Source organism: Clostridium beijerinckii HUN142 (assembly GCF_000621745.1).
Lineage (GTDB): Bacteria > Bacillota > Clostridia > Clostridiales > Clostridiaceae > Clostridium > Clostridium beijerinckii_A.
Map to the genome: position 1 here is coordinate 164,993 of NZ_JHXK01000005.1, position 24,471 is coordinate 189,463.

Consider the following 24,471-nt stretch of genomic DNA (forward strand, 5'->3'; position numbering starts at 1 on the left):
GTGGTATATTATGGCTATTTTTTCAAACTCTAATTATTATTTATATGTGTTTGTGTTTGATATATATTAAATTATATAAATCAAACACTTTAAAGTTTTGCAATAATATTTTTGTGAGGAGTTTTTATGAATACAAGAGAAAAAATTATCTATGAGTCATTAAATCTTTTTTCAAGGAAAGGTTTTAATGCAATATCTGTTAGAGATATCGCCAAAGCAGTTGGCATAAAAGCAAGTTCTCTTTATAATCACTTCAAAAACAAGCAAGATATTTTTGATACTATAATCCAAAAATATTCAGATCTAGTAAATAAGTTTTTGGACAATATAAAAATCAAGGATAATTCTGATGATAATCTGACTAATAAAACAAATTGGCTATCTGACGAGTACTTTTTCAAAAAAAGTTCATGTATCTTTAATTTTTACTTGGAAGATGAGAATATGATTAAGTTCAGAAAATTACTGACGATAGAGCAATGCAACAATTCTAAGCTTTCAGATTTATATAATAAGATATTTATTGATGATATATTAAATTTTCAAGCTGATTTATTTTCGAAATTAATAAATTCAAATATATTTATAAAAAAAGATCCTTATACATTAGCTCTTCAATTCTACTCTCCGGTTTTCTTACTATTTTACAAACATGAAAGCTTAACGGATAAAGAACGTATATCCCTAGAAAATCATATTTCAGAGTTTAAAGATACATATATAATGAAAGGATGATCTCTTGTGAATGTAATCGTCATTTATGATACTTCAAGCGAAACAAGTACATATAGTTGTGTACAACTCTTACTAAATGCTCTTAAACTTAATATAGATCTAAAAGTCACGGAATTTTTCTTATCAAAAGATTATGTTTATAATGGATGTCTTTTTTATCCTGATGTTAATTTAAACATTAATAATAGTATGGAATATATTATTAATTCGTTAGATAACTCTGATTTATTTATAATAGCTTCCCAAGTATCAAAATGTGATATTAGCAATGAAATGAAGCTGTTCTTGCATAGGCTATGCTGCTCTTATCTGTTACGTAGTCCAAAATCGCCAATGCATAGCAAAATCGGATTATCTATATCAACAACTTCTGGTGCTGGTCTTTTCTATACTTCTAAAATTTTAAAAAGAAATCTTAATTCATTAGGAATAAAAAACACTTTAAAGTTTTGTAGAACTCTTTATGAGATAAATTGGGAAAATGTCAGCTTAAAAGCTAAAATGAAAATAAATAAAGATATCTTCAAACTTTCCTATAAAATATTAGATCTACATAATCATACATATAATAAGAAAACATCAATTTTGAGAAAAATAGATCTTTCAAAAAATAATCATACCCTTATAGATAACAGTTCAAATGTTATACAATTTGGTTCCTGGAAATATCAATCTCACTTGCATAATAGACATATTCAATAGCCTTTTAAACATATATTTTTACATAAAAAAACTACACAAAAATATACCTTGATCAAAACAAGTATATTTTAGTGTAGTTTTTCATAGTCCCATATTATATTCTACTTTTATATCATTAAATTATAATTTCAGCTCATTTTTCAGATATGCTAAATCTTGCAATGAATCTATTTCAAATATATCGTTTGATTGTATCTTTTCGATATGCACCTCCATGTGCTCAAGGTTATCTACTGCAATACTATCCCAATATAAATCTCTAAAATCTCCTTTATTTATTGCTCCCTCAACTTTTCGTGCTATAAGTTCCCCATCTTTCTCAGTCCAAAAAGATGCTCCAGACATTATGTAGCTTGGATTATCACCTTTTTTTCCAATATCAACGCCAAATATTCTGTCATTATCATCATACTTTAAAATCCATTCACCTTCTATATTTTCCTTACAAGCTGAATAATATATCGATGTATTAGGTTTGCTTTTTGGTAAAAAGTTTCTTGTAATATAATTATCTGCATCTATAACAAACGTATCTTTAAGATATTGTCTAACTAGATACATAGTATATATGTTATTATAAACATTATATTTATCATTAATCACTTTAATCAAATCATATTTTTTTACAATTTCATCAAACTTTTCATGTAAGTAGCCAGTTAATACTATAATCTCGTCAATCCCAATTTCTTTTAAATTTATTATTTGCCTTTCAAGTAAAGACATTCCATTAACTTCTATTAAAGATTTTGGAGTATTTTCGGTTAATGGTCTTAATCTAGTTCCCATGCCCGCTGCCATTAAAATTGCTCTCATATCTACCTTCTCCTCAGCTAATTAAAAAATATATAAATCATTTTAAATCTTAATACATATAAATAAACAAATTATATCCTAGACTTATGTGATATCTCACCAAACTTATAAATTTGATTTATAATTAAAGTTTATTTAAATATTCCTTAGCTCTATTATATCTATCTATTCCATAAGTACCAAAATCGTCTCCTTCTGCTTCCTTGATCAATGTCCAAACTGCCCATAAGAAATCTTGGCATATTTGATGAATTAATAATCTTCTTCTTGAATCTTTATCAGCATCTTTTCCTTTAAAATATAATCTAAACATTAACTCGATATCATCTTCTGAAAATTCATTTTCTAAAGAAAGAGCTGCCAAATCCCACATATCATCATTAATTCCACTGTATTCCCAATCGATTAAATAAATTCTGCCTGCAGTATCCTTAACAAAGTTTTCCGAAACCAAATCATTATGAGATGGCACATATGCTCTGTTGCATCTATTTAGTTCTTCTTCAAGAGCCATAACCTTTTCTCTTACTTCAGCATAATCCTCAAAGAAGTCTCCATTGTCTTTTCTTAAAATCCCTTCATATTTTTCAAGTTCTCTAAACATACTGAACTCATTATCCATATGAAAATCAGTACATTCATGTAGGTCTCTTAAAATAGCTGTAACTTGTTTTAAGTTTTCTTCTTTCTTAATACTTCTATGAGTTAAAGTTTCTGCATTTTCTATAAACTTAGATATTTTAACTCCAGTTTCAAGATTAAAATAAGGTACTTCTACATTATAGCCTTTCTCAGAGGCAATCGCCGAATTAAACATTTCCGTGTTTCTATTAATCATTTGTTCAGTTCCAACACCTGCTACTCTTAAGATGTATCTATCACCTTTAACACATATTTTATAATTTTTATTTGTCATACCACCTGCTGGCTCAACTTCTGTAATATCTTCACCAGTTACCTTTAAAGATTCTCTAACAATAGATTTTATGTTACTTATCTCATAACTTAACTCTCTTCTTCTTATAGTTGGATAAAGATAATTTTTGATTTTTTCATATTCTTTAGAACTATCTGCATCGCCCCATGCAAGATCATCTATTTTAACAAAACCGATGTTGTAATTTCTAGCAACATCCAATAGTACATATTCATAATTTAAATACGGATTCACATTTCCTTTAAATTCTTCAAGCATCATCGTATATAATTTATAAGATATCTTAGTAAGCCCTATCATTTCTCCGTCGATTCTATTAAATTGATGAATATCTTTAGACATCTTGAATAAATGATTATCTCTTATTTCAACAAATGCTTCATCACCTGATCCACTTTCATTTGTGAAAAGAATGCAATCACGATTTTGACTTTCCGCTAATTCCTTAATAGCTCTTTTTTCAAAAATTAAATCATTTTCAATAAGTAAAAAATCATCATCTATATAATCTTTAGCTAAAGATAATGAGTGCATTGTTCCTGTCCATTTATAAGTGTCACTCTTTACTAATATTATATTCTTACTATTTTCAAAAGCTTCTTCATAGTATTGACTTTCATATCCAGTTACTATGATAGTCTTAGTTATTCCATTTTCTTTTAATATATTTAGAGTTCTATCGATAAGCCTAAAGTCTTCAATATCCAACATTCCTACAGGTTTCCCAAATTCCTCGGCCTTACCTGCTGCAAGTATTACAGCTTGTTTAACTATTTTTTTCTCTTCTTCATGAATCTTTAATCTAGTACTTTTTGCAGAAGCAATGTTTTCCTCTAAAAACTTCATACCTTTTTCAGTTACTTTATATAAAGTTCCTCTATTATTAGTTATTCTGTCAATAAATCCATCCATAGTGAATTCCTTTAAAACTGCATTAACCTTCCCAAGGGATATATTAGTTCTTTTAGCCAATTCTCTTTGATTAATATTAAAATTATCATTTAACGTCTTTAAAATTTCTATCCTATCTTCTAACATATTACACCTAACTCCCCTTTAAATAAATATAACTCATTTCATGTTCGAAATTTGAACTACAATAATTATATTCCCTAAAATTTCAGTTGTCAATAAAAACCACCTTATAGATCAAACTTGCTACAATATATAATTCTTTATTATTTTTACTAATAATGATTTGTTTAGGGTAATTATAAATAAAAGCTGTACCGTCTTTGCCTATTCTAAATTTAAATTAAGAATACACATAAGCGATACAGCTTCCACTCTTAAGAATTCATAAACAAACTCTTATTAATTCATATATATTATCCTATTTTCTTATTACACTTTTAGTACATAGCCCCATCTTGTCCAAATTTATATACACCATCATCGATATACATACTTTGATTTAATACCATTTGTCCATTTGGAGTAAAGTAATACCATTTTCCATTTAAATTTAACCAGCCTTTTTTCATTACTCCATTTAGTCCTAAGTAATACCAGCTATTATTTAAATTCATCCATCCTTTTCTCATCTCTCCGGTTGTTGGATCTAGGTAATATGTTTGACCAGTCTTATCATCAACTTTCCATCCTGATGCTCTATATCCTAAATTATTTAGATAGTAGTACTTTCCACCAGTAGATATCCATGCATTTTTAACTTGTCTGCTCTTTTTATCAAAGTATGCTGGCTTTCCATTTACTGTTCCCCATTCATCATACTTAGTTAAATCTACCCAACAATCATTATAGTTATCATAAAATTGATCATCATCATTGCCACTATTATTGTTATCATCATCATTATTCCAATCTGAAGAGTCGACCCTATAAACTTCTAAAGTATAAGTTTTACTTTCAGTACCATCTTCTGATTTAACTTCTATACTGATCTCAGTTTTTTGAGTTCCTTTTAAGCTCACGTTTATTGCGCTATCTGAATATTCTTCTCCATTTACACTAGCTCTAGCTTTAGAGTCTTCTGTAATTGGAGTTACCTTGATGTTATTCACATTTTGATCAACACGCACTTTAGTTACATCTTCTTTAGGATCAAAATTATAATCTCCTACATTAAGAATTACATTTTTCAAATTTGCATTAGCACCTTTAGAATTATTAACAATTACAATATTATATGTTTTAGTAATAGTTCCATCTTGGGCTGTGACAACTATCTTAATAGTTGTAGTTCCATTTGAATTTAATGGAATATCAGTTGCTTGCCCTGAGACTAAATTATAAGTCGAATCACTTCCATTAATATTTGCAACAATTGATTTAATATTATCATCTTGTGCTGTAGCAGTTATTTTTTCTGTTGTATCTTCTTTAGCAACTGTAACTGTATAATCCGATTTATCACTAGAAAAGCTTGTATTTCCATCACTATCTGTTAACGTATATCCTTTGACCTTTAATGAATTTAACAAAGCATTATTCGAATTTTGCCCTGGTGTTGGAGAACCTGAACCATTATCATTTTCCGGCAAATAAAATACATAGCTATTTCCTACTGGATAACTTCCAGATAAAACTTTTTTAGTAGTTCCATCTGCTTGCTTTTCATCTTTAAATTCATCATAATATGCCTGAACAACCATTTTCCTAGCTGTTCCTATACTAACATCAACACTAATATTCCTCTTTAAGTAATCTGGGCTAGTTGGATCATTATTATATTCATTAGCCAACGATTCTGTTGCTTCCTTAAGATTAGTACTATCTGCTGAATCTGCAAAAAAAACTTTTATATATTCATTTTTGTTACTTCTAGATCCAGAGAAAGCTACACTTACTGGATCAATACTTCCATAATAAAGATCATATGTACGTCTAGCTGAACTAAAATCTAAGACGCTTCCCTTTACACCTGGTTGTGTCAATGTAACACCATTTCCAAATGTCAAAGCCATATTAAAGTTACCACCATTTGCATCAGGAGCTACAACATCTAGGCAATATCTAGCCAATATGTGAGACGAATCTGTCACGCTTCCATTAGAACCTGGATAAACATCTAATTGTATCTGATTGCTGGTCGAACTAGCAAGAAAATCTACAAATTGCTTTCCGTTTTTAAGTACAGATTTTTCCGTAACAGTTTTTCCAGTGGAATCTTTATAGTTATTTGTTATAATATATCCGACAGACTCTTTTCCACATATTAATGTGGGATCAACACTCACCATTCTTGCTCGTGAATCTAATACTATTTTTCCATTATATACAGCAAAACCTTGAGCATCTTTAGTAACATTAAAAGTTTTTCCTATATAAGCCGCTACTGTATTATCATCATCATAATCAAGTTTTGTTATTCCTGCATCTTTTATACTAAAATCCTTACTTGCATCTAATGCATTGTATTTTATTTTTATCGCATACGATTTTGCAATAATATTATCAACTCCTGTAACCTTTAGTACAATAAGAGCTGATTCCCCTATACTTCCCAAACTACCTTGCAACGAATTACTGCTGGTGTCTATACCACTATCCTTTACACCGTTTTTATATACTTCCGCACTACTTAAGTCTTTTCTAAAATTTATTATATATTTTAACATATCGGTAGAATCTGGTACATAAAAACTATATCTAAGTGGCATATCTGCATCTGGTTCTCCAACTTGTGTATATAAAAATGGCGCTTTGTTATTTTTATCATTTGAGATCTCATCATTCGAACCAAAATCCGACGCTTTACCTACGTAAGATTTATACAATAATGATTGTATCTGTTGAGTAACAAATGCAGTTGCTTGTTCAATTGTCATCTTTGAATTACTAGTGCTTGCATGTTCTATCTCTTTTCCATCATCAAATGTCCCAGTTCCTGTTGGCTTTTGATTGGAATCTAATGTAGGAGTATAACTTACTGTTCGCGTTCTATATATTATCTTATATGATATTTCATTAATACCAAGTGATAATCCTATTATTCTCTTGCCAATAACATTTTGTCCATTTAAGCCTACTCCTGAAATATCAGCATAACTTATACCTAAGTCTTTTAGCGATACTGTATCAGTTATAGGTACATCGTTTATTGATATCAGTTGAATTTCTTGATATGTAACTCCAGTAGCTGCACCACTTTGCATGCCATTACCTTTTGCTTGGCTTTCCAAATCTGATACGCTTTTGCTTACATTCTTAACTGTAATGTCAAATCCTTTATCTGGCTGTGAACCGTCTTGATTTAATAGCTCCGTAGTTGAATATATTACTTCCTTAGTTGTAGGATCTATTCTAGAAGTAAGTGCTGTATTTTCTCCTGTTATATTTACCGTTACTGCTTGAGCATCTGCAATATCATCTGCTTTAGCTACTTGTCCCAAAAAACCTAATGAGAAAAATGATGCTATACTTGTGAATACAACCAATAATGCTATAAATCTACTTTCGATTTTACCCATTTTGTCATCCTCCTATATTGTATTAAAAATTAAAAACTTCAGTTAATGATCACTTCATTATGTTTATATAATCATATTATTTAATAATCTTATTGGTTTGCCAATACCAAATTATTATTAAATTAATATGCTAAAATATTTTGCTGTTATTAAATTTGAAATTTAAGTATATCTACTATATAATTATCGAATTATATATTTCTATCTTTAGGAATTTATATGATATTCATGAACTTAATGAATATCATTCCATGATACTTCAAATATTAGCATATGATTAAAAAAATCATATAATCTCATGTTCATCCAAAAGATAAAAGTCCTCCATAATATAATACAAAACAAATATATTATGGAAGACCCTATATATAAATTTTAATGCAAAATCTTTTTACGACTTTCCTTTAAATGAACTTTTGCATTTTGGACATGTAATAGACATTTTTCCTTTTCCTCTTGGTACCCTTAATCTCTGCTTGCAATTTGAGCAAGTGTAGTATTTAAAGTTTTTTAATGTTTTTATCCTATTTAAATTATTTTCAAACCACATTATTACTTTACTTTTAATTTTTAAATATTTATAATTCTCGCTTCTTCTCTTATATATATTTCTTGAAAATATTCTAAAAATACATATAAGTGCCGGAACATATGCAAAAACTACTAAAATCCCTAAATATCTTGGTAAAAAGTTCATTACTAACAACAATATAAAAGATAAAACAAGTAATGCTTTAGATAATTCATCTCCGCCATATCTTCCAAACATAAATCTTCTCAGCCTATCCATTTACTTCACCTCGCTTAAATTTTATTACTATAAAAAATATAGTTTAACTAATCAAATCTATCAATATTTATATTATTAATAATCTATTAATTTTTATTATTAGAGGTACACTTATGGCTAAATTATATAAAAGCCTATAACTTATAATTTCAAATATAGATTTATTTTTTTCTAAAAAATAAGTTTACCACATTAAATCATAGATTCTCCACATATAGTACATAAAATAAAATACAATCCAATCTCATGGTAAATACTGCCTATTGGATATAAGACAAAGCACTATCTTATTAACTCTATTCCAATATTTTTCAATTTAAAGATGATTAGAAATGTACAAACAAATAAACTTTGTTTTTTTGTTTGTGTTTAATACTATCTCTAAAAAAAATAATACAATATACAGATTATCATAACAAGATATCATGTCCGTATATTGTATTAAAATTTTACCTATTATATTTTTATAACTATTAACTTACCTCTTCTGTTTAATAGTAAAATGATTTAAATTGCTGTTGAAACTGCATTAGCAACTGCTGTCGCTTCCACATCTTGATATGATGAATCTGCACATTTCTTAGCTTCATCTGTATTGCTTATAAATCCTAGCTCAATTAAAACAGCCGGCATTGTAGTATTTCTACATACAAATAAATTTCCATCTCTAGCGCCTCTATTTATGGCACCCGTACTATTTGTAAGAGATGATGCTATAGACGAGGCTATACTCATACTTTTAGAAAGCCTATCGTAACTATATCCTCCACCAAAACTTTCGTCTTGTGATTTCGAACTATAATAAACTTCAACTCCTCTTGCCGCTTCTGCATCAGCTGAATTATGATGCAAACTTATAAATAGATCAGCCTTTGAATTATTTGCTATATTAACTCTGTTGGTAAGACTTTGAGTAACTCCTAAGATTTCTCTATCAGATGATTCTCTAGTCATAATTACTGTATATCCATTTGCTTCAAGTTTTTCTTTTAGCCTGTCCGCAACCTGCATATTTAAATCTCTCTCTGCATATGTAATTCCGTTGTGCGTTGAATAAGCACCATCATCACCACCAAAGTTATGTCCTGGGTCTATAACTATAACTTTACCATTTGTAGTCCCTGGTAGTCTATCTCCTCTTTTTCCATCTTCACCTATCTGCCATCCATTTATAACCACATTCTTAGCCATAGCTCCTGAAACTGGGAGCAAGTAATAGAATGCATTTCCAGATGAAATCCAGCCTGTCGCCATGGTGCCATTGCTTCTTAAATAATACCAAGTTCCATTAAGCTGAATCCAATTCGTTGACATAACTCCATTAGAATACAAATAGTACCAACTTCCATCTGGTTTAATCCATCCAGTAATCATACTTCCATCAGTATTGAAATAATACCATTGTCCACTAACCGAAACCCATCCTGTCTTCATTGCTCCACTTGAATCCAAAAAGTACTTCTTACCATCAATCAAGTTAAATCCAGTAATCATACTTCCATCACCCTGAAGATAGTACCACTTATTGCTGTCTTTTATCCACCCAAGCTGCATTGCTCCACTTGATTTAAAGTAATACCATTTTCCTCTTAAAAGGCTCCAGCCTTTTGCCATACTTCCATCACTGTATAAATAATACCAGTTACCATCAGGCTTAATCCATCCAGTAGCTTTAGATCCATCTGATTTGTAATAATACCAAATTCCATTTTCAAATCTCCAACCTATTGCTGAAGAAATCCCATCAACCGCATCAGATGATGTTGATATTGGTTTGGTTGCCTCCATACCCGTTGGAACTGTTGAATTGGTTTGCGGATTACCAGTTCCCACATCTTTGCCTGAATCTTTATCACTACCATCATTTCCAGATGTATTAGAATCTGATTTTGATACAATTCCTGATGAAATTAGCAAATCATTATATAACTTATTAACTTCTTCACCATATGTAAGACTCGGAGCCCACTTTCCGCCTAAAGCATTTACCGTTACTACAGTACCTTTTATGGTGATAAAATCTCTTGGATCGTATGACTCACTCCTCGGATAACCCTCTCCACCTGCATAAAGTGCTAGATGATCTAAATGAGCTTGCACACCCTCATCCCATGTGTTGAATTTTTGATGAGCATTTGGATCATTATCCGATCCACCAGCACTTATTTTCAATCCACATGGATTATGGTAACTTTCATTTATAACTCCTCCAAACTTACCATATCCTGTTTCCTTTGCCGCTTGCACATATGCCACAGCCGGATTAACATTGCCATGTTCTGGTGAATATGTCCAATATAACTGTGCCAGATTAATAAATGCATCGGTTGCACCTTTTGATTTAGCCCATTGTTCAGCCTGTTTTGCTGTTACTTTCGTCTCTGATACTATCTTAATATCAGTGATAGCCGCTTTTACACTAGTAATAGGAATTAATATTAAAACTATCACAAAAGCGAAAAATAATGTAGTCGATCTCTTAATAGCCTTCAAAACAGCTTTCCCCCGTTCTATTTAGTTCTAAAGAACAAAAATTATATGGACAAAATTTTCCGTAAAACAATTTGTCCATTATATAGTACAAGCCTTCGCTCTGTTTTAGGTACTAATATATCCAATAATATGGTATTATCTTAAATAAAATTGTCGAATATAATCATAAATTTAACAATGCATTCTTATAATATTAAATTTCTTACATTTGTTTACCCCGTAATCTACATAGATTAAGTACAAAAACAAAAGAGATTTTTATTAAAATCGATAACATAACACATGCATGATCTAGCTAAGTAAATAAAAGCCTTGAAGCGTTACTAACTAACACTTCAAAGCTTTTATCTGATGTCTATCCACTGTAACACTCCAACTTTATATGAAACTCCTCTCCCTAAAACCAGATGATTATTCACAGAGTAAATATCCCTACGAAATCATAGATTGGGACTTTTTCACTTATTTGCTTAACAGTGAGATAATAGTGGCACACCTTAGGCGTTGTGACCTTTGCGACCATAAGTTCAACTAAGATTCAGTTAGAAGATAAACTTCCACCTGAATCAGATTTCACTTTATTTTATAAAGTTATATTTTAAATATTATCAGCTATAACTTCTGCTATTGCTTGAGCTACTTTTTGCTGACTAGCTGGATCAGCACATCTTGCTGCTTCTTCTTTATTTGTTATAAATCCAACTTCAACTAAAACTGCTGGTATATTTGTATTTCTACATACAAATAAATTTTGTTCTTGACCACCTCTATTATTTAAGCCAAGCTTATTAGCAATATTACTATTTATAAGAGTCGCAATTTGCCTGCTTTTTTCTATTCTGCTGCTATCTAACTTGCCACCAAATTTAGAGTCTTGACTTTCTGAGCTATAAAGAGTTAATACCCCTTTAGCTGTCTCGCTTGCTGAATTGTGGTGTATACTTATAAAGAAATCTGCATTTGCATTATTGGCAACATCAACTCTATGCGTAAGGCTTGTAACTAATGAACCATATGAAGGCTGCTCGCCAAGATTTCTCGTCATTACTACATTGTATCCTCGACTTTGAAGTTCTGTCTTTAATTTATCTGCAACTTGCATATTTAAAACCGTTTCACTGTAAGTAACTCCATCAATAGTGCTTTCAGCACCATAATCTTTACCATAATCATGACCAGCATCTATTACTATGGTCTTTTTGCCATTTGAAGAATTACTTCCTGTTGAAGGGGCATTTCCCGAATTATCTTCATCGTTTTGATCTGCTGGAGTATTATTCCCTGAGTTAACTTCATCATTTTGATTGGATGAAACCTGCTTTTTCCCATCAGAGCCAATCTTAAACCCATCTATTGTTGTATTAGTAACCATTCCTCCCGTTGAAGTATCTAGGTAATAAGAATCTCCATTAGATGTAATCCATCCCGTTGCCATAGCACCACTGTCTTTTAAATAATACCATGCTCCACCAAGATTGATCCATCCTTTAGCCATAGCTCCGGTTTCATATAAATAATAGTAAGTTCCATTATCAATAATCCATCCTGTTGCCATACTACCATCTGTATTAAAGTAATACCAGTAATTGTTTAATTTTATCCAGCCAGTAGCCATGGTTCCATTATCATTAAACATATATTTCTTATTATCTACATTTTTAAGACCAGTTACCATGCTTCCATCGCCTTGAAGATAATACCACTTAGCATTTTCCTTGAACCATCCTGTTTTTATCTTTCCACTTTTCTCAAAATAATACCATTTACTATCTATCTTAGCCCAGCCATTATAAGTAGCCATAGCTCCAGACTCATTTAAATAATATAATCCTGATCCATCAAATTGAAATCCTGTTTCCATAGCACCTGAATCTTTTAGTAAATACCAATTGTTATCTACTTGCGTCCAGCCCTTTGCCATAGCACCTGATTTATCTAAATAGTGCCATACTCCATTATCTTTTACCCAACCAGTTGTCATTTTACCATTTTCATCATTTAAGTAATACCAATTTTTATCTGGTTTAATCCAACCAACAGCTTTAGCATTATCTGATTTATAGTAATACCAAGCTCCATCTTCATGCTTCCAACCAATGTTTGATGTTATACTAACACTATTGTCTACAGTATCATTTACATTTTGTGGCTTATTCTCTGTAATAACATCAGATGAACTTGGCGCACTAGGTTTACTTTCAGGAGTTGCTGGATTTGGCGCTGCATTTGATGATTGATTTGACGGTTTACCATTATCTTTTGGATAATCAACTCCAGCATAATCCATTAAATTCTTATATAATGCATTGATTTCTTCTCCATATGTAGCACTAGGCGCCCATTTTCCGCCTAAAGAATTTACCGTAGTTGCTTTACCCTTAATTGTCACAAAATGTCTTGGATCATAGGTATCCTTTCTTGGATATCCATCTGCCCCTGCATATAAAGCTAAATGATCCAAATGTGCTTGTACACCTTCATCCCAGCTATCAAATTTTTTGTGAGCGTTTTTGTCAGTATCTCCTCCACCAGATGGGTTTTTAAGTCCACATGGATTATGATAACTTTCATCTAAAACACCACCAAAATTGCCGTATCCAGTCTCTTTTGCTGCTTGCACATATGCAATTGCTGGATTTACGTCACCACATTCTGGCGCATATTTAAAGTAGAGATCCGCTAGACCCATAAAAGTATCTGTTGCTCCTTTAGACTTAGCCCAATTTTTTGCTTGTTTTGCAGTAACCTTACTGTCTGAAATTATTTTAAAATCAGTAGTCGCTGCTTGTACCCTTAATGCTGGAATTAAGCTTAATAGAACTGCAAATGCTAATGCAAACGTTGTAAGTTTCCTTTTAATATTCAAAATAGTGTGCCACCTCCTTATATTTGATTTTAACAAAAAACGTCATGGCATTAAAGGTAAATTTCAAAAAATGAGGGCTTTTTTAGAATAAAACCATACTTATTGTTTTGTTAGCAGTAAATTTCATAACTTTAATCAATTTCTAATAAATAAATATGTTAATTTATTACAATCATTATATATACGTTGTAATTGCAAATTTATATCTAGAATTCATCTAAACCAAGTGCTTAAGTACAACTATAATATATAAGCTTAATTACAATTTGCTTATCTCTTCGTATAAAAATATTTTAATAAACAAATTAAAAGAGAGCCTGTTTTAGTGCTCTCTTTTAGTGACTATGATGTCTCCTACAACCTGCAAGATCGCTCTTACAGTCATTTAGGTTGTCTATTAAATTGTCTACTAATTTATCTGTAAGACACATTTGATTACATAACAACTTTTCGTTAGTATTGATTAAATGACAAATGAAATTTTGGTTAGTAAATGCATATAGAAATAATAGTACCGTTACTAGACGACTTAATACGGCTTCTTGATTTCCTACAACCATTGTAGACAAAGTTAAGTCACTAATTGGTTCATTACAATTTGCTCCAAGAGTGTTTGCTCCAGGACTTTCGAATCCAGAATCGCAATAGTTACAGTTACTCATTCTCTTCCTCTCCATGTACAAAGATTTTATATAATAATAATATGAGTAATCTTGTCGTTTTGTTACTTGATAAATAAAAGTATTATTATTGAATAAATACACAATAATAATTTGAACAGTATATTTTTTATCGGAAGTATAGATTATAACTACCAGATATGTTAGATCGAAAGGAGAATTTATGCTTAAACTATTATTTGCTAACGCTGCAATGCTTATATCTTTTTTATACTTAGGAAGTCAAGTATTAAATGACGAGTTTATAAAATCGAATTCTAAAATAAAAGTCAGGTTATACTTTGGCTTGCTATCTGGTTTATCTGGGTGTGTACTTATATTTTATGGGATTAATTTAAATCAAAATACAATAATAGACTTCAGAATAATCCCCGTTATAATCACTTCAATTTATGGAGGATTTATATCAACTCTCATAAGTGTATTTATAATAATACTATTTAGACTTACTTTCTTTGGAATAAATTATTCTTCTTTAATTACTTCTACAAATTTATTTGTATTACTAATAATTTTTACCATTATATCAAAATATAAGATGAATTTTTCAAAGAAATATTTTTTAATGACTGTGGTTAATATAGTATCAACAATAATTTGGATTTCACTAATTTTAAAAGATGTGAATCTTATACTACCTGCTTTAGGAAACTTTGTTGTTTCTATAATAATAGTTTCTACTATAGTTAATTATGAATTGAACTACATTTCTAAAACTAATAGAATGTATAAAAAGCTCAAAGTTGACTCTCGAAAAGATTTTCTTACAGGGCTTAATAATGTAAGAGCATTTAATGGAATATTAGATAAAACAATTAGAAATGCATTACAAAAGAAAGAAAACTTATCAATTCTTATGATAGATATTGATTTTTTCAAGCATATTAACGATACCTACGGGCATAATTCTGGAGATTTAGTATTAAAACAACTTAGCAAAATTCTAATTGATTCTTGTAGAACTTTTGATGTTATCTCAAGAAATGGTGGCGAAGAATTCACTGCAGTTTTATTGGATTGTAATTACAAACATGCGGTTGATATTGCAGAAAAAATAAGACAAAATGTAGAATGTAATACTTTTAAACTTGACAATAATGCCATAGCCAAAATAACTGTTTCCATCGGAATTAGTTCTTACCCTGATATAACAAAAAATATAAATACTCTTCTAAGTAAGGCTGATAATGCCTTATATTTAGCCAAACGCACAGGAAGAAATAAAGTATGTTAAAATATAACTACTTACTATATAATTATACTTAATAAAATTCATACATTATAAAATTGCTACATACAAAATAGGGCCTTTATAAAGATAATTATTTAAAATTTATGAAGAATACTTTTGGAACATATATATAATACTTATAAAAATGTTAGCGACATAGTTTATACGATGCACTTCCTTAATAATGCATTATGACTATTTATATTATAAGTTCAACTCAGATTCAGGTGTAGATCAAACAACTCCACCTGAATCGAGTTTTACCTTAAATATAAAGCTGTTGTTGGCTTTAAAATCATTATCTATATTCTAAATATTTTAACAGCAGTATTTGATTTATTAGAAAAAATTGTGTAGTAGAATAAAGTTTTGTTTTATTATCGCCCACTGAAATTGGATGTGTATAAAATTGAAGGCTAATATCGCTGATAGAAGCTAATTCATTATTTCCAACCTGAGTAATAGAAATAATTTTCACACCTTTTTCCTTTAACCTTTGTGCAAACTCATTCATAAATAAATTATTTCCAGATAGAGATAATAAGAAAAAAATATCTTTTGAAGATAAAGCACCTAAAATAATGTTAGTTTCTTCTCTTCCCTCTAGGACATATATTAGTTTATTGCCAAAAATCATACTACGCTTTAAGTCTTTTGCTGCATTTTTTTGCACTGCTCCAGATCCATAAACATAAATTTTATCTGCCTTCTCAATTAATTCAAATACATCATAGAAATCTCTTTCTTTCATAATTTCCATTGTCTTCTCAATATCTTTATATGTTTTTTCAATTTCTTTATTATCAAATGAATTTTGCTGCTTGTCTTCCCATTTTAAATGAATTTTCATTTCACTATATCCTTGTAATCCTAATTTATGTGTAAAACGTAAAATAGTTGTATGTGAAACATTACATTTAGAGGCCAACTCTTGTATTGAAATAGTTTGACATTCTTTTTTGTGATGTAGAATATACTTCCATATATACAAATCACTTTCATTCAGTTTTTCATAATTTTCATCAATCAATGTTTCCAATTTCATGTTTTTCTTCCTTCTTATTTTTTTGTGTTTTATACTCCATATACTTTAGAAATAATATTTCAATTAGAATAAAATATGATGTTAAAGATTCAAAATCTATATTATTAGAAATGCTAGGAATAAGTGCTGTGTATATATAGAGATTATAATCACTTAATTTAGCTAAAGAATTATCCTTTAATTTTGTTATAGATATGATAGGAATATTTTTAATTTTCAAGTTCCTAGCAAAATCCATAATAAATTGATTTTCACCTGATACTGAAATAATTACAAAAACATCTTCATCCGTAGCTAAATCTAATATAGCATTTGCTTCAGTATAGCCGCTTAAGTCATAAAATACTTTTCCAGCAGTTAGAAAAGTGCGTTTAAATTCTTTTTTTATTGACGACTGCACCATTCCAATCCCATATACATAGAGAGTTCTGGACTTATCAATCACTTCAAAAATTTCTGTACAATCCTTTTCTTTTATATTTTTTATTACTTCATTATAAACATCACAAACAGCTTCTACATTACTAACATTCTCTTTTGACTTTTCATTATCAAGCTTCAAATAAACCTTTAATTCCCCATATCCCTTTAGAGATAACTTTTGTGCAAATCTAAGAATAGTCGTTCTAGAAACATTACATTTATGTGCTAATTGATCTATCGCAAGAGTTTCACACTCTTTTCGATGCTTAGAAATATAATTCCAAATATATAAATCATTCTCATTTAACTGTTTATGGTATTTGTTTATCAGTTCATCCAATTTCATAATATTCCCCACCACTATTTTCTACTTTGTTTCATGTTTCTTTAAATTCTACTCTACAATTGATTTTTTGTCTATTAATGTAAATATACAATAAATTAGTTGGCAAATTCAATTAGAATCAAAACCCAAGATTATATGATTTTTTTCCAAAAAAAGAGAAACAAGTCTCTTTTAACTCATTTCTCTTCATTAATAATATAGATTAAAATCTTACAAGCCATTGTTTTTTATTAATATATCATCTAATATCTATGTTTCAATAATAAAATTGCATTTAAAATTCTAGTGAAGCAGATCCTCAGTTAAGTCAAAAATGTTGAAATTGAATTATAACCTATATATTTTGATTATTTCAATTCTGGCCAATAACCTTTGTTCGCCTCAATTAAATCATCCAATATTAATTTTGCAACTCTTGCACTTGGTACTGTCTTTGAAAGAGTAAGTGACTGCCATAACTTTTGATAGCTTCCTTCTATCCACGCTTCTACTGCTAATTTTTCTACACTTACTTGTTGTTCCATTAATCCCTTTTGGAATTGAGGAATACTTCCTTGGCATATTCTTTCATAACCATTACTTCCAACGATACATGGTATTTCCACCATTGCTGTTCTATCGAAGTTTTCTACAGCACCTTCATTTGGAACTATAAGTAAAAATCTTTCCCTTGTATTTTCAGCTATTGCACATGCTAAGTCTACAATATATGTCGCATGGGCATCCACTTCAAAACCACCATCTTTGCTTGTACCACTTTCAATAATTTTTTTACATGTTCCAAATACATGTTTTTCTCTTCCATCCATTACTTCATTTGCACGAGTATATTCTGGATTTGAAGTTTCGACCACATAATCTGGAAATAAATAATATTTCAAGTATGTGTTTGGGATTGTTGTTGGGTCTACTGCAAATATATCTCTTGCCTTTTGAAACGTGTGCACCCAGCTTTCATCTACGTGTTGGTTTGTATCTGATAATGCATCCGCAAATCCGTTTGCTGCCATATGCTCTTTAATTTGCGGCATTAAATCATTTCCATCTTTATCATAAATCTTTGACCACCATCCAAAATGATTTAATCCATAGTAAGATACTTGCATTTCTTTTCTGGATTTAAGACCACACATACTTGCCATTTTTTCTTCTAGATCAATTGGCATATCACAAATATTCAGTATTTTTGAATTTGGTCTTAATCTTCTCGTTGCTTCTGCCACTATAGCTGCTGGATTTGAATAGTTTAACATCCATGCATTTGGTGAATATTTTTCCATATAATCTAATATTTCAATAACGCCTCCGATGGAACGCATTCCATATGCAATCCCCCCTGGTCCACAAGTTTCTTGTCCTACTACTCCGTATTTTAGTGGGATTTTTTCATCTTTCTCACGCATTGCATATTTTCCAACACGGATATGAGCTAATACGAAATCTATATCACTAAATGCTGCTTCTGGATCAGTTGTATACGAAAATTCAATTTCTGGAGCATGTTCCTTTAAGTGAATTTCACATGCCCTTGCTACAATTTCTTGTCTCTTTGCATCATTGTCATAAAATTTAATAGATCCAATTGGAAATCTGTCCATATGTTCTAACAGCATAAGTACAATTCCTGGTGTAAATGTACTTCCTCCACCTGCTACTGTAATTGAATACTTCTTCTTTGCCATCTTTCTTCCTCCAACACCTGCTTATTTTTTGCTTTATTATCTTTTTCTGAGTACATAATACACCCGAAAAAAGTACGTTACAATATATATAAAACCTTTAGGGAAATAAGCATTTTAACTGTATTTCTTCACATTTTCTGTGACTTTTCACAGGAAATTTTTGTTATAAAAATAAATATGTAAATTTAACTAGCTAAAACTTTCAACTATATTCTATATCGCTTTAAGCTATTTTAAATTCTTCACCGATATATGTTCTATACAAAAAATAAAAAGCCAATTTCCGCTACACAGAAATCAGCTTTTGATTTATTTGAATATATTGTTTGTTACATATTAATTCTAAAAGTAGTAAATAAGCAAATGCCCGCTAATGCTATTACTATAATTCCACCTAAGATAGTATTAAAAAAACTTTATTCCATTTAGCTTTAAGACATTCTTAACTGAAGAATTACATGTTTTTAATGTTCTAAATAATAGAAATCCGAGTAAAATTACATACCATACATTTTGGAGTGTAACTTCTGCAATTATCTTTACAGCAATGCTTCAAAATCTTCTCTTACTCGCGCAACTTTCAATCCAACAATAACTTGATAAGACTTTCCATTTGCAGAACATCCATGAGCTCCAATAGATTTAAAATAAGGATCATCCTTGCAAAGAGCTGCATCTTTTACATTTACCCTTAAACGAGTTGCACAATTTGTGACATCAACAATGTTATCTCTTCCGCCTAATCCAACTAGGATATTTTCTGCAAATGCTACCTTATTACTATCTTTTGAATCATTTTGTTTCTCTCTATACTCTGCTTTTGAACGAAATTTTATATCGTTTTCTTCATCTTCTCTACCTGGAGTTTTAAAATTAAATTTCAAGATTAAGGTTCTAAATACTATAAACCAAATTCCTGTAAAACAAAGTCCGATAGCAAACTGGAGTAAATATTGGACCCAATGATTCCCCATTAGAGGAATCCAATTTAAAGAAGCCATTTCAATAGCTCCACCTGAGAATATTCCTACAATACCTAAAAGATACATAGTTGTTGAAATCGTTGCCGCAAGCAGTGCATGTACTACAAATAGTACTGGTGAAATAAATAAAAATGTAAATTCAATTGGTTCTGTTACACCACACAAAATTGCAGTTAATGTAATAGGAATTAACAACGCTAATACTTTTTTTCTCTTTTCTGGTTTTGCTGTTGCATAAAATGCTAATGCAATTCCTGGACATCCAAAAATTTTAGAGTATCCTGTAGCTGTAAATCCTGCCTCTGGTAATAACGATTTCAAGGAAGCTTTAGAAGCTGCTATTTCTGGTAACTTTGTTGCCCAATAAGAATAAAGACCTCCTGGCACCACGACATTATCATAATAAAACGGAGAATACAGTATATGATGTAATCCAAATGGAATTAACGCACGCTCTAAGAAAATAAATACCCATACACCTAATGCCCCTGCGCCCTTTACAAACCCTTGAAAACTATGCATTCCAAGTTGAACTTTAGGCCATATAAACGCTGCAAGAACTGCTACTGGAATCATAACAAAGAATCCAATCATAAATACAAAGGTAGATCCGCTAAACGTTCCTAACCATTCTGGTAATTCAGTATCAAAGAAACGGTTATGTAAATAAATTACAAGTCCTGAAATAAGTAATGCACCAATCATACCCATATCCAATGTCTTAATATTGGCTATCATGGTAAGACCACTAGTTCCTCCTATCTGAGCAGAAAAATCAACTCCAAAAAATTCGCCCCACTGTGAAATGATAGTACTTAGAAAATAATGAAATGTCAAATATAATACGAATGCTTCCATGCAACATCTTGCATTTTGTTTCTTTGCCATTCCGATTGGAAGTCCGACTACAAATAATAATGGCAATTGATTAAATACAGTCCAGCCACCTTGTAAAACTACATTCCAGCATTTAAACCACAAGTTGCTTGGATCCGCCAATCCTCCCATAATTGTCTGTGTAGTAAATAATGTTCCTATACCAATTATAATACCTGCAAATGAAAAAAGTAGAACAGGTGTAAACATCGCTCCACCGAATTTTTGAATCTTCTGCATCATTTTTTCTTCATCCTTTCTTTGTTTTCTACAACTTTATGTTAACATTATCATTTTTCATTATCAATATTCTACAGTACTTTAGGAATTAAGCTAATCTTTATGAAATTTTTCACTTTTTACGTGAATTTTCACACTCTTATGTAATACTATTGCTTTTAAATAAAATATAAGTAAAATTAACCTATACTATATGTAATGTAATTTATTTTAACTTTGTAATTTATTTTACGCTTTCTATTTAGGAATACACATATTAATAGATATAGAAGATCAAGAGTATAATTCATTGAAATTATGTTAACGTTATATTAAGTATATAATAATTTGAATACACGAAAGAGAGGTGAACAGACTTTTTGAAGATTATTGTTTAGATCTGTTTTCTACTTGTATAACTTAATCAAGTAGAATGTATCTAAATTTGTCTTTAATATAGTCATATATTTATGTTTAATTTTTTTAAGAAACCATTAATTATAATTGCTCCTATTTCAGGAAGAACTATAGATCTAAGTGAAGTTCCTGACCCAGTATTTGCAGAAAAGATGGCAGGTGATGGAATTGCAATTAATTCTACTGGTGATACAGTTGTTGCACCTTGTGATGGTACTATATCATTAATAATGGATAGTGGACATGCTTTTGCCATAACAACTAATAACGGAATTGAATTATTGGTTCATGTAGGCTTAGAAACTGTTTCATTAAATGGTGAAGGATTTGAAATCCTAAAGTCTGTTAATACTAAAGTAACTGCTGGCACACCTATTTTAAAACTGAACAGGTCCTTTATTGAGTCAAAAGGTATATCATTAATAACACCAGTCTTAGTGGCTAACCCTGATAAGTTAAAGGAATTAAATCCAATTCTTGATAAGGAAGTTTGTTATGGTAAAGATATAGTTATGGAATGTAAAATATAAGAAATATCAAATAAAAATACTTTATCTTATGATTATAAATTAGTTATAAATAAAAAAATCCCAATAGGGATTTTTTTATTTATAATTTATTTTTTATCAGATTCTGTTCATATAATCATTATTCTTCACTTTTTCCTACACCAGATAGGATTAATCCCTTATTATGTTCTAGTGCCCAGCTTATACCCCAGTCATTTTGGAATATAAGAAGATTTCTATCCTTAAAATCTTTAACCTTCTTAGTATCAGAAGTTAAGTTTAATGAATCCATGTTAACATCTTTATTTTCAATCCATCTTACATATCTGTAATCTAATCTATCCATTTTAACATCAACATTATATTCACTATTTAATCTGTATTCTAATACTTCAAATTGAAGCACACCAACAACTCCAACTATTATTTCTTCCATACCAATGTGAATTTCCTTAAATACTTGAATTGCTCCTTCTTGGGCGATTTGAGAAACACCTTTTATAAATTGTTTTCTCTTCATAGTATCTACTGGTCTTACTCTTGCAAAATATTCTGGTGCAAAGGTTGGAATTCCTTCAAATTTAAATTTCTTTGATGGTGCACATAGTGTATCTCCAATTGAGAATATACCTGGATCAAATACACCGATTATATCTCCTGCATAAGCTTCTTCAACAATTTCTCTATCTTGAGCCATAAATTGTTGTGGTTGAGCTAATTTAATCTTCTTTTCACCTTGCATGTGGTATACATCTTCACCTTTATTAAATTTACCTGAACAAATTCTCATAAATGCGATTCTATCTCTATGAGCCTTATTCATATTTGCTTGAATTTTAAATACAAAAGCAGAGAACTTATCTTCAAATGGATCAATAGTTCCAACACTTGAATTTCTAGCAAGTGGTGATGTAGTCATTTCTAAGAAATGTTCCAAAAATGGTTCTACACCAAAGTTAGTTAATGCTGATCCAAAAAATACTGGAGTCAATTCTCCACGACGCACAACATCTAAATCTAATTCATCTCCAGCAATATCTAAAAGCTCAATATCTTCCATTAATTTATCATGAAGAGCATCTCCCAATATTTCTCTAAATTTAGGATCGTCTGGCGAACCTTCTATTGATTCAACTTCATTTTGACCGTGATTTCCACCATTGAAAGCTATAATTCTGTTATTGTCTCTTTCGTATACTCCTTTGAATTCCTTACCAGAACCAATTGGCCAATTCATCGGATAAGTTTTAATTCCAAGTTCATTTTCAATATCATCTAATAATTGGAATGGATCTTTTGCTTCTCTATCCATCTTATTTATAAATGTAAAGATCGGCATTTCTCTTAAAGAAGCAACGTGGAATAACTTTCTTGTTTGATCCTCTATACCCTTAGCAGCATCTACAACCATAACTGCTGAGTCTGCAGCCATAAGAGTTCTATATGTATCTTCTGAGAAGTCTTGGTGACCTGGAGTATCTAATATATTAATACAGTGGTTATTATAGTTAAATTGCATAACTGAAGAAGTAACTGAGATACCTCTTTGCTTTTCGATTTCCATCCAGTCAGAAACTGCATGCTTAGATGCCTTTCTGGCTTTAACTGAACCTGCAAGTCTAATAGCTCCTCCATATAATAAAAACTTTTCTGTAAGTGTAGTTTTACCTGCATCAGGGTGAGATATAATTGCAAAGGTTCTTCTTTTCTCTATTTCTTTTATATAATCAGCCAACGCTAAATCCTCCTAAATTTATAATCAATTAATTCATAAAATTTCTACGAAAATTATTAAAAGTACTTTATCTACATTGGACAAGTCCTCCTAAATTTTATATATCATTATTTTAAAATGATAAAGCCTATATGACTTTATTTAAAATTTATAACTCATTTATATATACTTATACTACTTCATTATTAACTAAATTATTATATCATATGAAATATATTATGTATACTTTACATATATGGAAACAAAATTCTTATTCCTTCATTATAAAGTAATTTGTCTTATTATTTCAGCAAAATATATACCGAAAATATTTGACTAAAATATTTATATTTCACTTATATTTAAAAAAAGTACCTTATTTTACTTAAAGAGATGTATTTTATATTAAAGAGTAAAACATAATTCTACATCAAATTTATACTATTTTTGATATTTTTCTAAAAAAAGTACCAAAATATTTATATCAAGTTTGTATTATATAGCGAAAGAGTTAAATATTACTTCTATTTAAAACAAAAATTTAATTAATTACTAATTTTATATAAAAAACGGA

The 24,471-nt window shown here is 30.0% G+C and carries 16 protein-coding genes; 4 read left to right on the forward strand and 12 right to left on the reverse strand.

The annotated features are described in order from the left end of the window. The first annotated feature begins 126 nt into the window (after nt 1–126). Both T483_RS0100705 and T483_RS0100710 read left to right on the forward strand, forming a co-directional pair. A complete protein-coding gene (locus T483_RS0100705) occupies nt 127–735 on the forward strand; it encodes a TetR/AcrR family transcriptional regulator (RefSeq protein ID WP_026885076.1) in 609 nt (202 codons plus the stop codon). A 6-nt stretch (nt 736–741) separates the two neighbouring features. Next, the gene (locus tag T483_RS0100710; RefSeq protein ID WP_026885077.1) at nt 742–1,437 is read left to right on the forward strand and encodes an NAD(P)H-dependent oxidoreductase; all 696 of its coding nucleotides are present in this window, start codon (nt 742–744) and stop codon (nt 1,435–1,437) included. Nucleotides 1,438–1,557: 120 nt separating this feature from the next. On the opposite strand, the gene T483_RS0100715 is transcribed toward T483_RS0100710, so the two are convergent. The 7 genes from T483_RS0100715 to T483_RS0100745 form a co-directional block, all read right to left on the reverse strand. Then, the gene (locus tag T483_RS0100715; protein WP_026885078.1) at nt 1,558–2,253 is read right to left on the reverse strand and encodes a CTP--phosphocholine cytidylyltransferase; all 696 of its coding nucleotides are present in this window, start codon (nt 2,251–2,253) and stop codon (nt 1,558–1,560) included. A 124-nt stretch (nt 2,254–2,377) separates the two neighbouring features. Then, complete coding sequence (locus tag T483_RS0100720; protein WP_026885079.1) at nt 2,378–4,228, reverse strand: NTP transferase domain-containing protein; 1,851 nt, start codon at nt 4,226–4,228, stop codon at nt 2,378–2,380. Between the two features lie 314 nt (nt 4,229–4,542). Further along, nucleotides 4,543–7,623, reverse strand: a complete 3,081-nt coding sequence (locus tag T483_RS0100725) for an N-acetylmuramoyl-L-alanine amidase family protein (protein ID WP_026885080.1) — start codon at nt 7,621–7,623, stop codon at nt 4,543–4,545. A gap of 391 nt (nt 7,624–8,014) precedes the next feature. Then, nucleotides 8,015–8,413 (reverse strand): hypothetical protein, encoded by a 399-nt coding sequence (locus tag T483_RS0100730; protein WP_026885081.1) that lies wholly within the window; start codon nt 8,411–8,413, stop codon nt 8,015–8,017. A 507-nt stretch (nt 8,414–8,920) separates the two neighbouring features. Continuing rightward, on the reverse strand, nt 8,921–10,906 hold the full coding sequence (locus tag T483_RS0100735) for an N-acetylmuramoyl-L-alanine amidase (RefSeq protein WP_026885082.1): 1,986 nt from the start codon (nt 10,904–10,906) through the stop codon (nt 8,921–8,923). 598 nt (nt 10,907–11,504) lie between these two features. Further along, nucleotides 11,505–13,772 carry an N-acetylmuramoyl-L-alanine amidase gene (locus tag T483_RS0100740; protein ID WP_026885083.1) on the reverse strand — a complete coding sequence of 756 codons (2,268 nt, stop codon included), beginning with the start codon at nt 13,770–13,772 and terminating at the stop codon, nt 11,505–11,507. A gap of 335 nt (nt 13,773–14,107) precedes the next feature. Then, complete coding sequence (locus tag T483_RS0100745; protein WP_026885084.1) at nt 14,108–14,434, reverse strand: hypothetical protein; 327 nt, start codon at nt 14,432–14,434, stop codon at nt 14,108–14,110. 181 nt (nt 14,435–14,615) lie between these two features. Between T483_RS0100745 and T483_RS0100750 the strand changes: the two genes are divergently transcribed. Beyond that, nucleotides 14,616–15,686, forward strand: coding sequence for a GGDEF domain-containing protein (locus T483_RS0100750; protein WP_026885085.1), 1,071 nt, complete (start codon nt 14,616–14,618; stop codon nt 15,684–15,686). A gap of 295 nt (nt 15,687–15,981) precedes the next feature. On the opposite strand, the gene T483_RS0100755 is transcribed toward T483_RS0100750, so the two are convergent. The 4 genes from T483_RS0100755 to T483_RS0100770 form a co-directional block, all read right to left on the reverse strand. After that, nucleotides 15,982–16,728, reverse strand: coding sequence for a MurR/RpiR family transcriptional regulator (locus T483_RS0100755; RefSeq protein WP_026885086.1), 747 nt, complete (start codon nt 16,726–16,728; stop codon nt 15,982–15,984). After that, on the reverse strand, nt 16,706–17,497 hold the full coding sequence (locus T483_RS0100760; protein WP_026885087.1) for a MurR/RpiR family transcriptional regulator: 792 nt from the start codon (nt 17,495–17,497) through the stop codon (nt 16,706–16,708). The genes T483_RS0100755 and T483_RS0100760 overlap by 23 nt, the downstream gene beginning before the upstream one ends. Nucleotides 17,498–17,844: 347 nt before the next feature. Next, nucleotides 17,845–19,179: a 6-phospho-alpha-glucosidase gene (locus tag T483_RS0100765; protein ID WP_026885088.1), complete on the reverse strand. Its 1,335-nt coding sequence runs from the start codon at nt 19,177–19,179 to the stop codon at nt 17,845–17,847. A 539-nt stretch (nt 19,180–19,718) separates the two neighbouring features. After that, nucleotides 19,719–21,281, reverse strand: a complete 1,563-nt coding sequence (locus T483_RS0100770) for an alpha-glucoside-specific PTS transporter subunit IIBC (protein WP_026885089.1) — start codon at nt 21,279–21,281, stop codon at nt 19,719–19,721. 446 nt (nt 21,282–21,727) lie between these two features. On the opposite strand from T483_RS0100770, the gene T483_RS0100775 reads away from it, so the two are divergent. Then, nucleotides 21,728–22,204 carry a PTS sugar transporter subunit IIA gene (locus T483_RS0100775; protein ID WP_026885090.1) on the forward strand — a complete coding sequence of 159 codons (477 nt, stop codon included), beginning with the start codon at nt 21,728–21,730 and terminating at the stop codon, nt 22,202–22,204. A 118-nt stretch (nt 22,205–22,322) separates the two neighbouring features. Here T483_RS0100775 and T483_RS0100780 read toward each other — a convergent pair whose 3' ends face one another. Next, nucleotides 22,323–23,918: a peptide chain release factor 3 gene (locus tag T483_RS0100780; protein ID WP_026885091.1), complete on the reverse strand. Its 1,596-nt coding sequence runs from the start codon at nt 23,916–23,918 to the stop codon at nt 22,323–22,325. Nucleotides 23,919–24,471 lie beyond the last annotated feature (553 nt).

What these genes read in the sequence shown, in the direction of transcription:
- T483_RS0100705 (WP_026885076.1), top strand. Translation starts at nt 127, where the DNA reads ATGAATACAAGAGAAAAAATTATCTATGAGTCATTAAATCTTTTTTCA.
- T483_RS0100715 (WP_026885078.1), bottom strand. Translation starts at nt 2,253, where the DNA reads ATGAGAGCAATTTTAATGGCAGCGGGCATGGGAACTAGATTAAGACCA.
- T483_RS0100770 (WP_026885089.1), bottom strand. Translation starts at nt 21,281, where the DNA reads ATGATGCAGAAGATTCAAAAATTCGGTGGAGCGATGTTTACACCTGTT.
- T483_RS0100750 (WP_026885085.1), top strand. Translation starts at nt 14,616, where the DNA reads ATGCTTAAACTATTATTTGCTAACGCTGCAATGCTTATATCTTTTTTA.
- T483_RS0100775 (WP_026885090.1), top strand. Translation starts at nt 21,728, where the DNA reads ATGTTTAATTTTTTTAAGAAACCATTAATTATAATTGCTCCTATTTCA.
- T483_RS0100745 (WP_026885084.1), bottom strand. Translation starts at nt 14,434, where the DNA reads ATGAGTAACTGTAACTATTGCGATTCTGGATTCGAAAGTCCTGGAGCA.
- T483_RS0100730 (WP_026885081.1), bottom strand. Translation starts at nt 8,413, where the DNA reads ATGGATAGGCTGAGAAGATTTATGTTTGGAAGATATGGCGGAGATGAA.
- T483_RS0100725 (WP_026885080.1), bottom strand. Translation starts at nt 7,623, where the DNA reads ATGGGTAAAATCGAAAGTAGATTTATAGCATTATTGGTTGTATTCACA.
- T483_RS0100760 (WP_026885087.1), bottom strand. Translation starts at nt 17,497, where the DNA reads ATGAAATTGGATGAACTGATAAACAAATACCATAAACAGTTAAATGAG.
- T483_RS0100720 (WP_026885079.1), bottom strand. Translation starts at nt 4,228, where the DNA reads ATGTTAGAAGATAGGATAGAAATTTTAAAGACGTTAAATGATAATTTT.
- T483_RS0100765 (WP_026885088.1), bottom strand. Translation starts at nt 19,179, where the DNA reads ATGGCAAAGAAGAAGTATTCAATTACAGTAGCAGGTGGAGGAAGTACA.
- T483_RS0100755 (WP_026885086.1), bottom strand. Translation starts at nt 16,728, where the DNA reads ATGAAATTGGAAACATTGATTGATGAAAATTATGAAAAACTGAATGAA.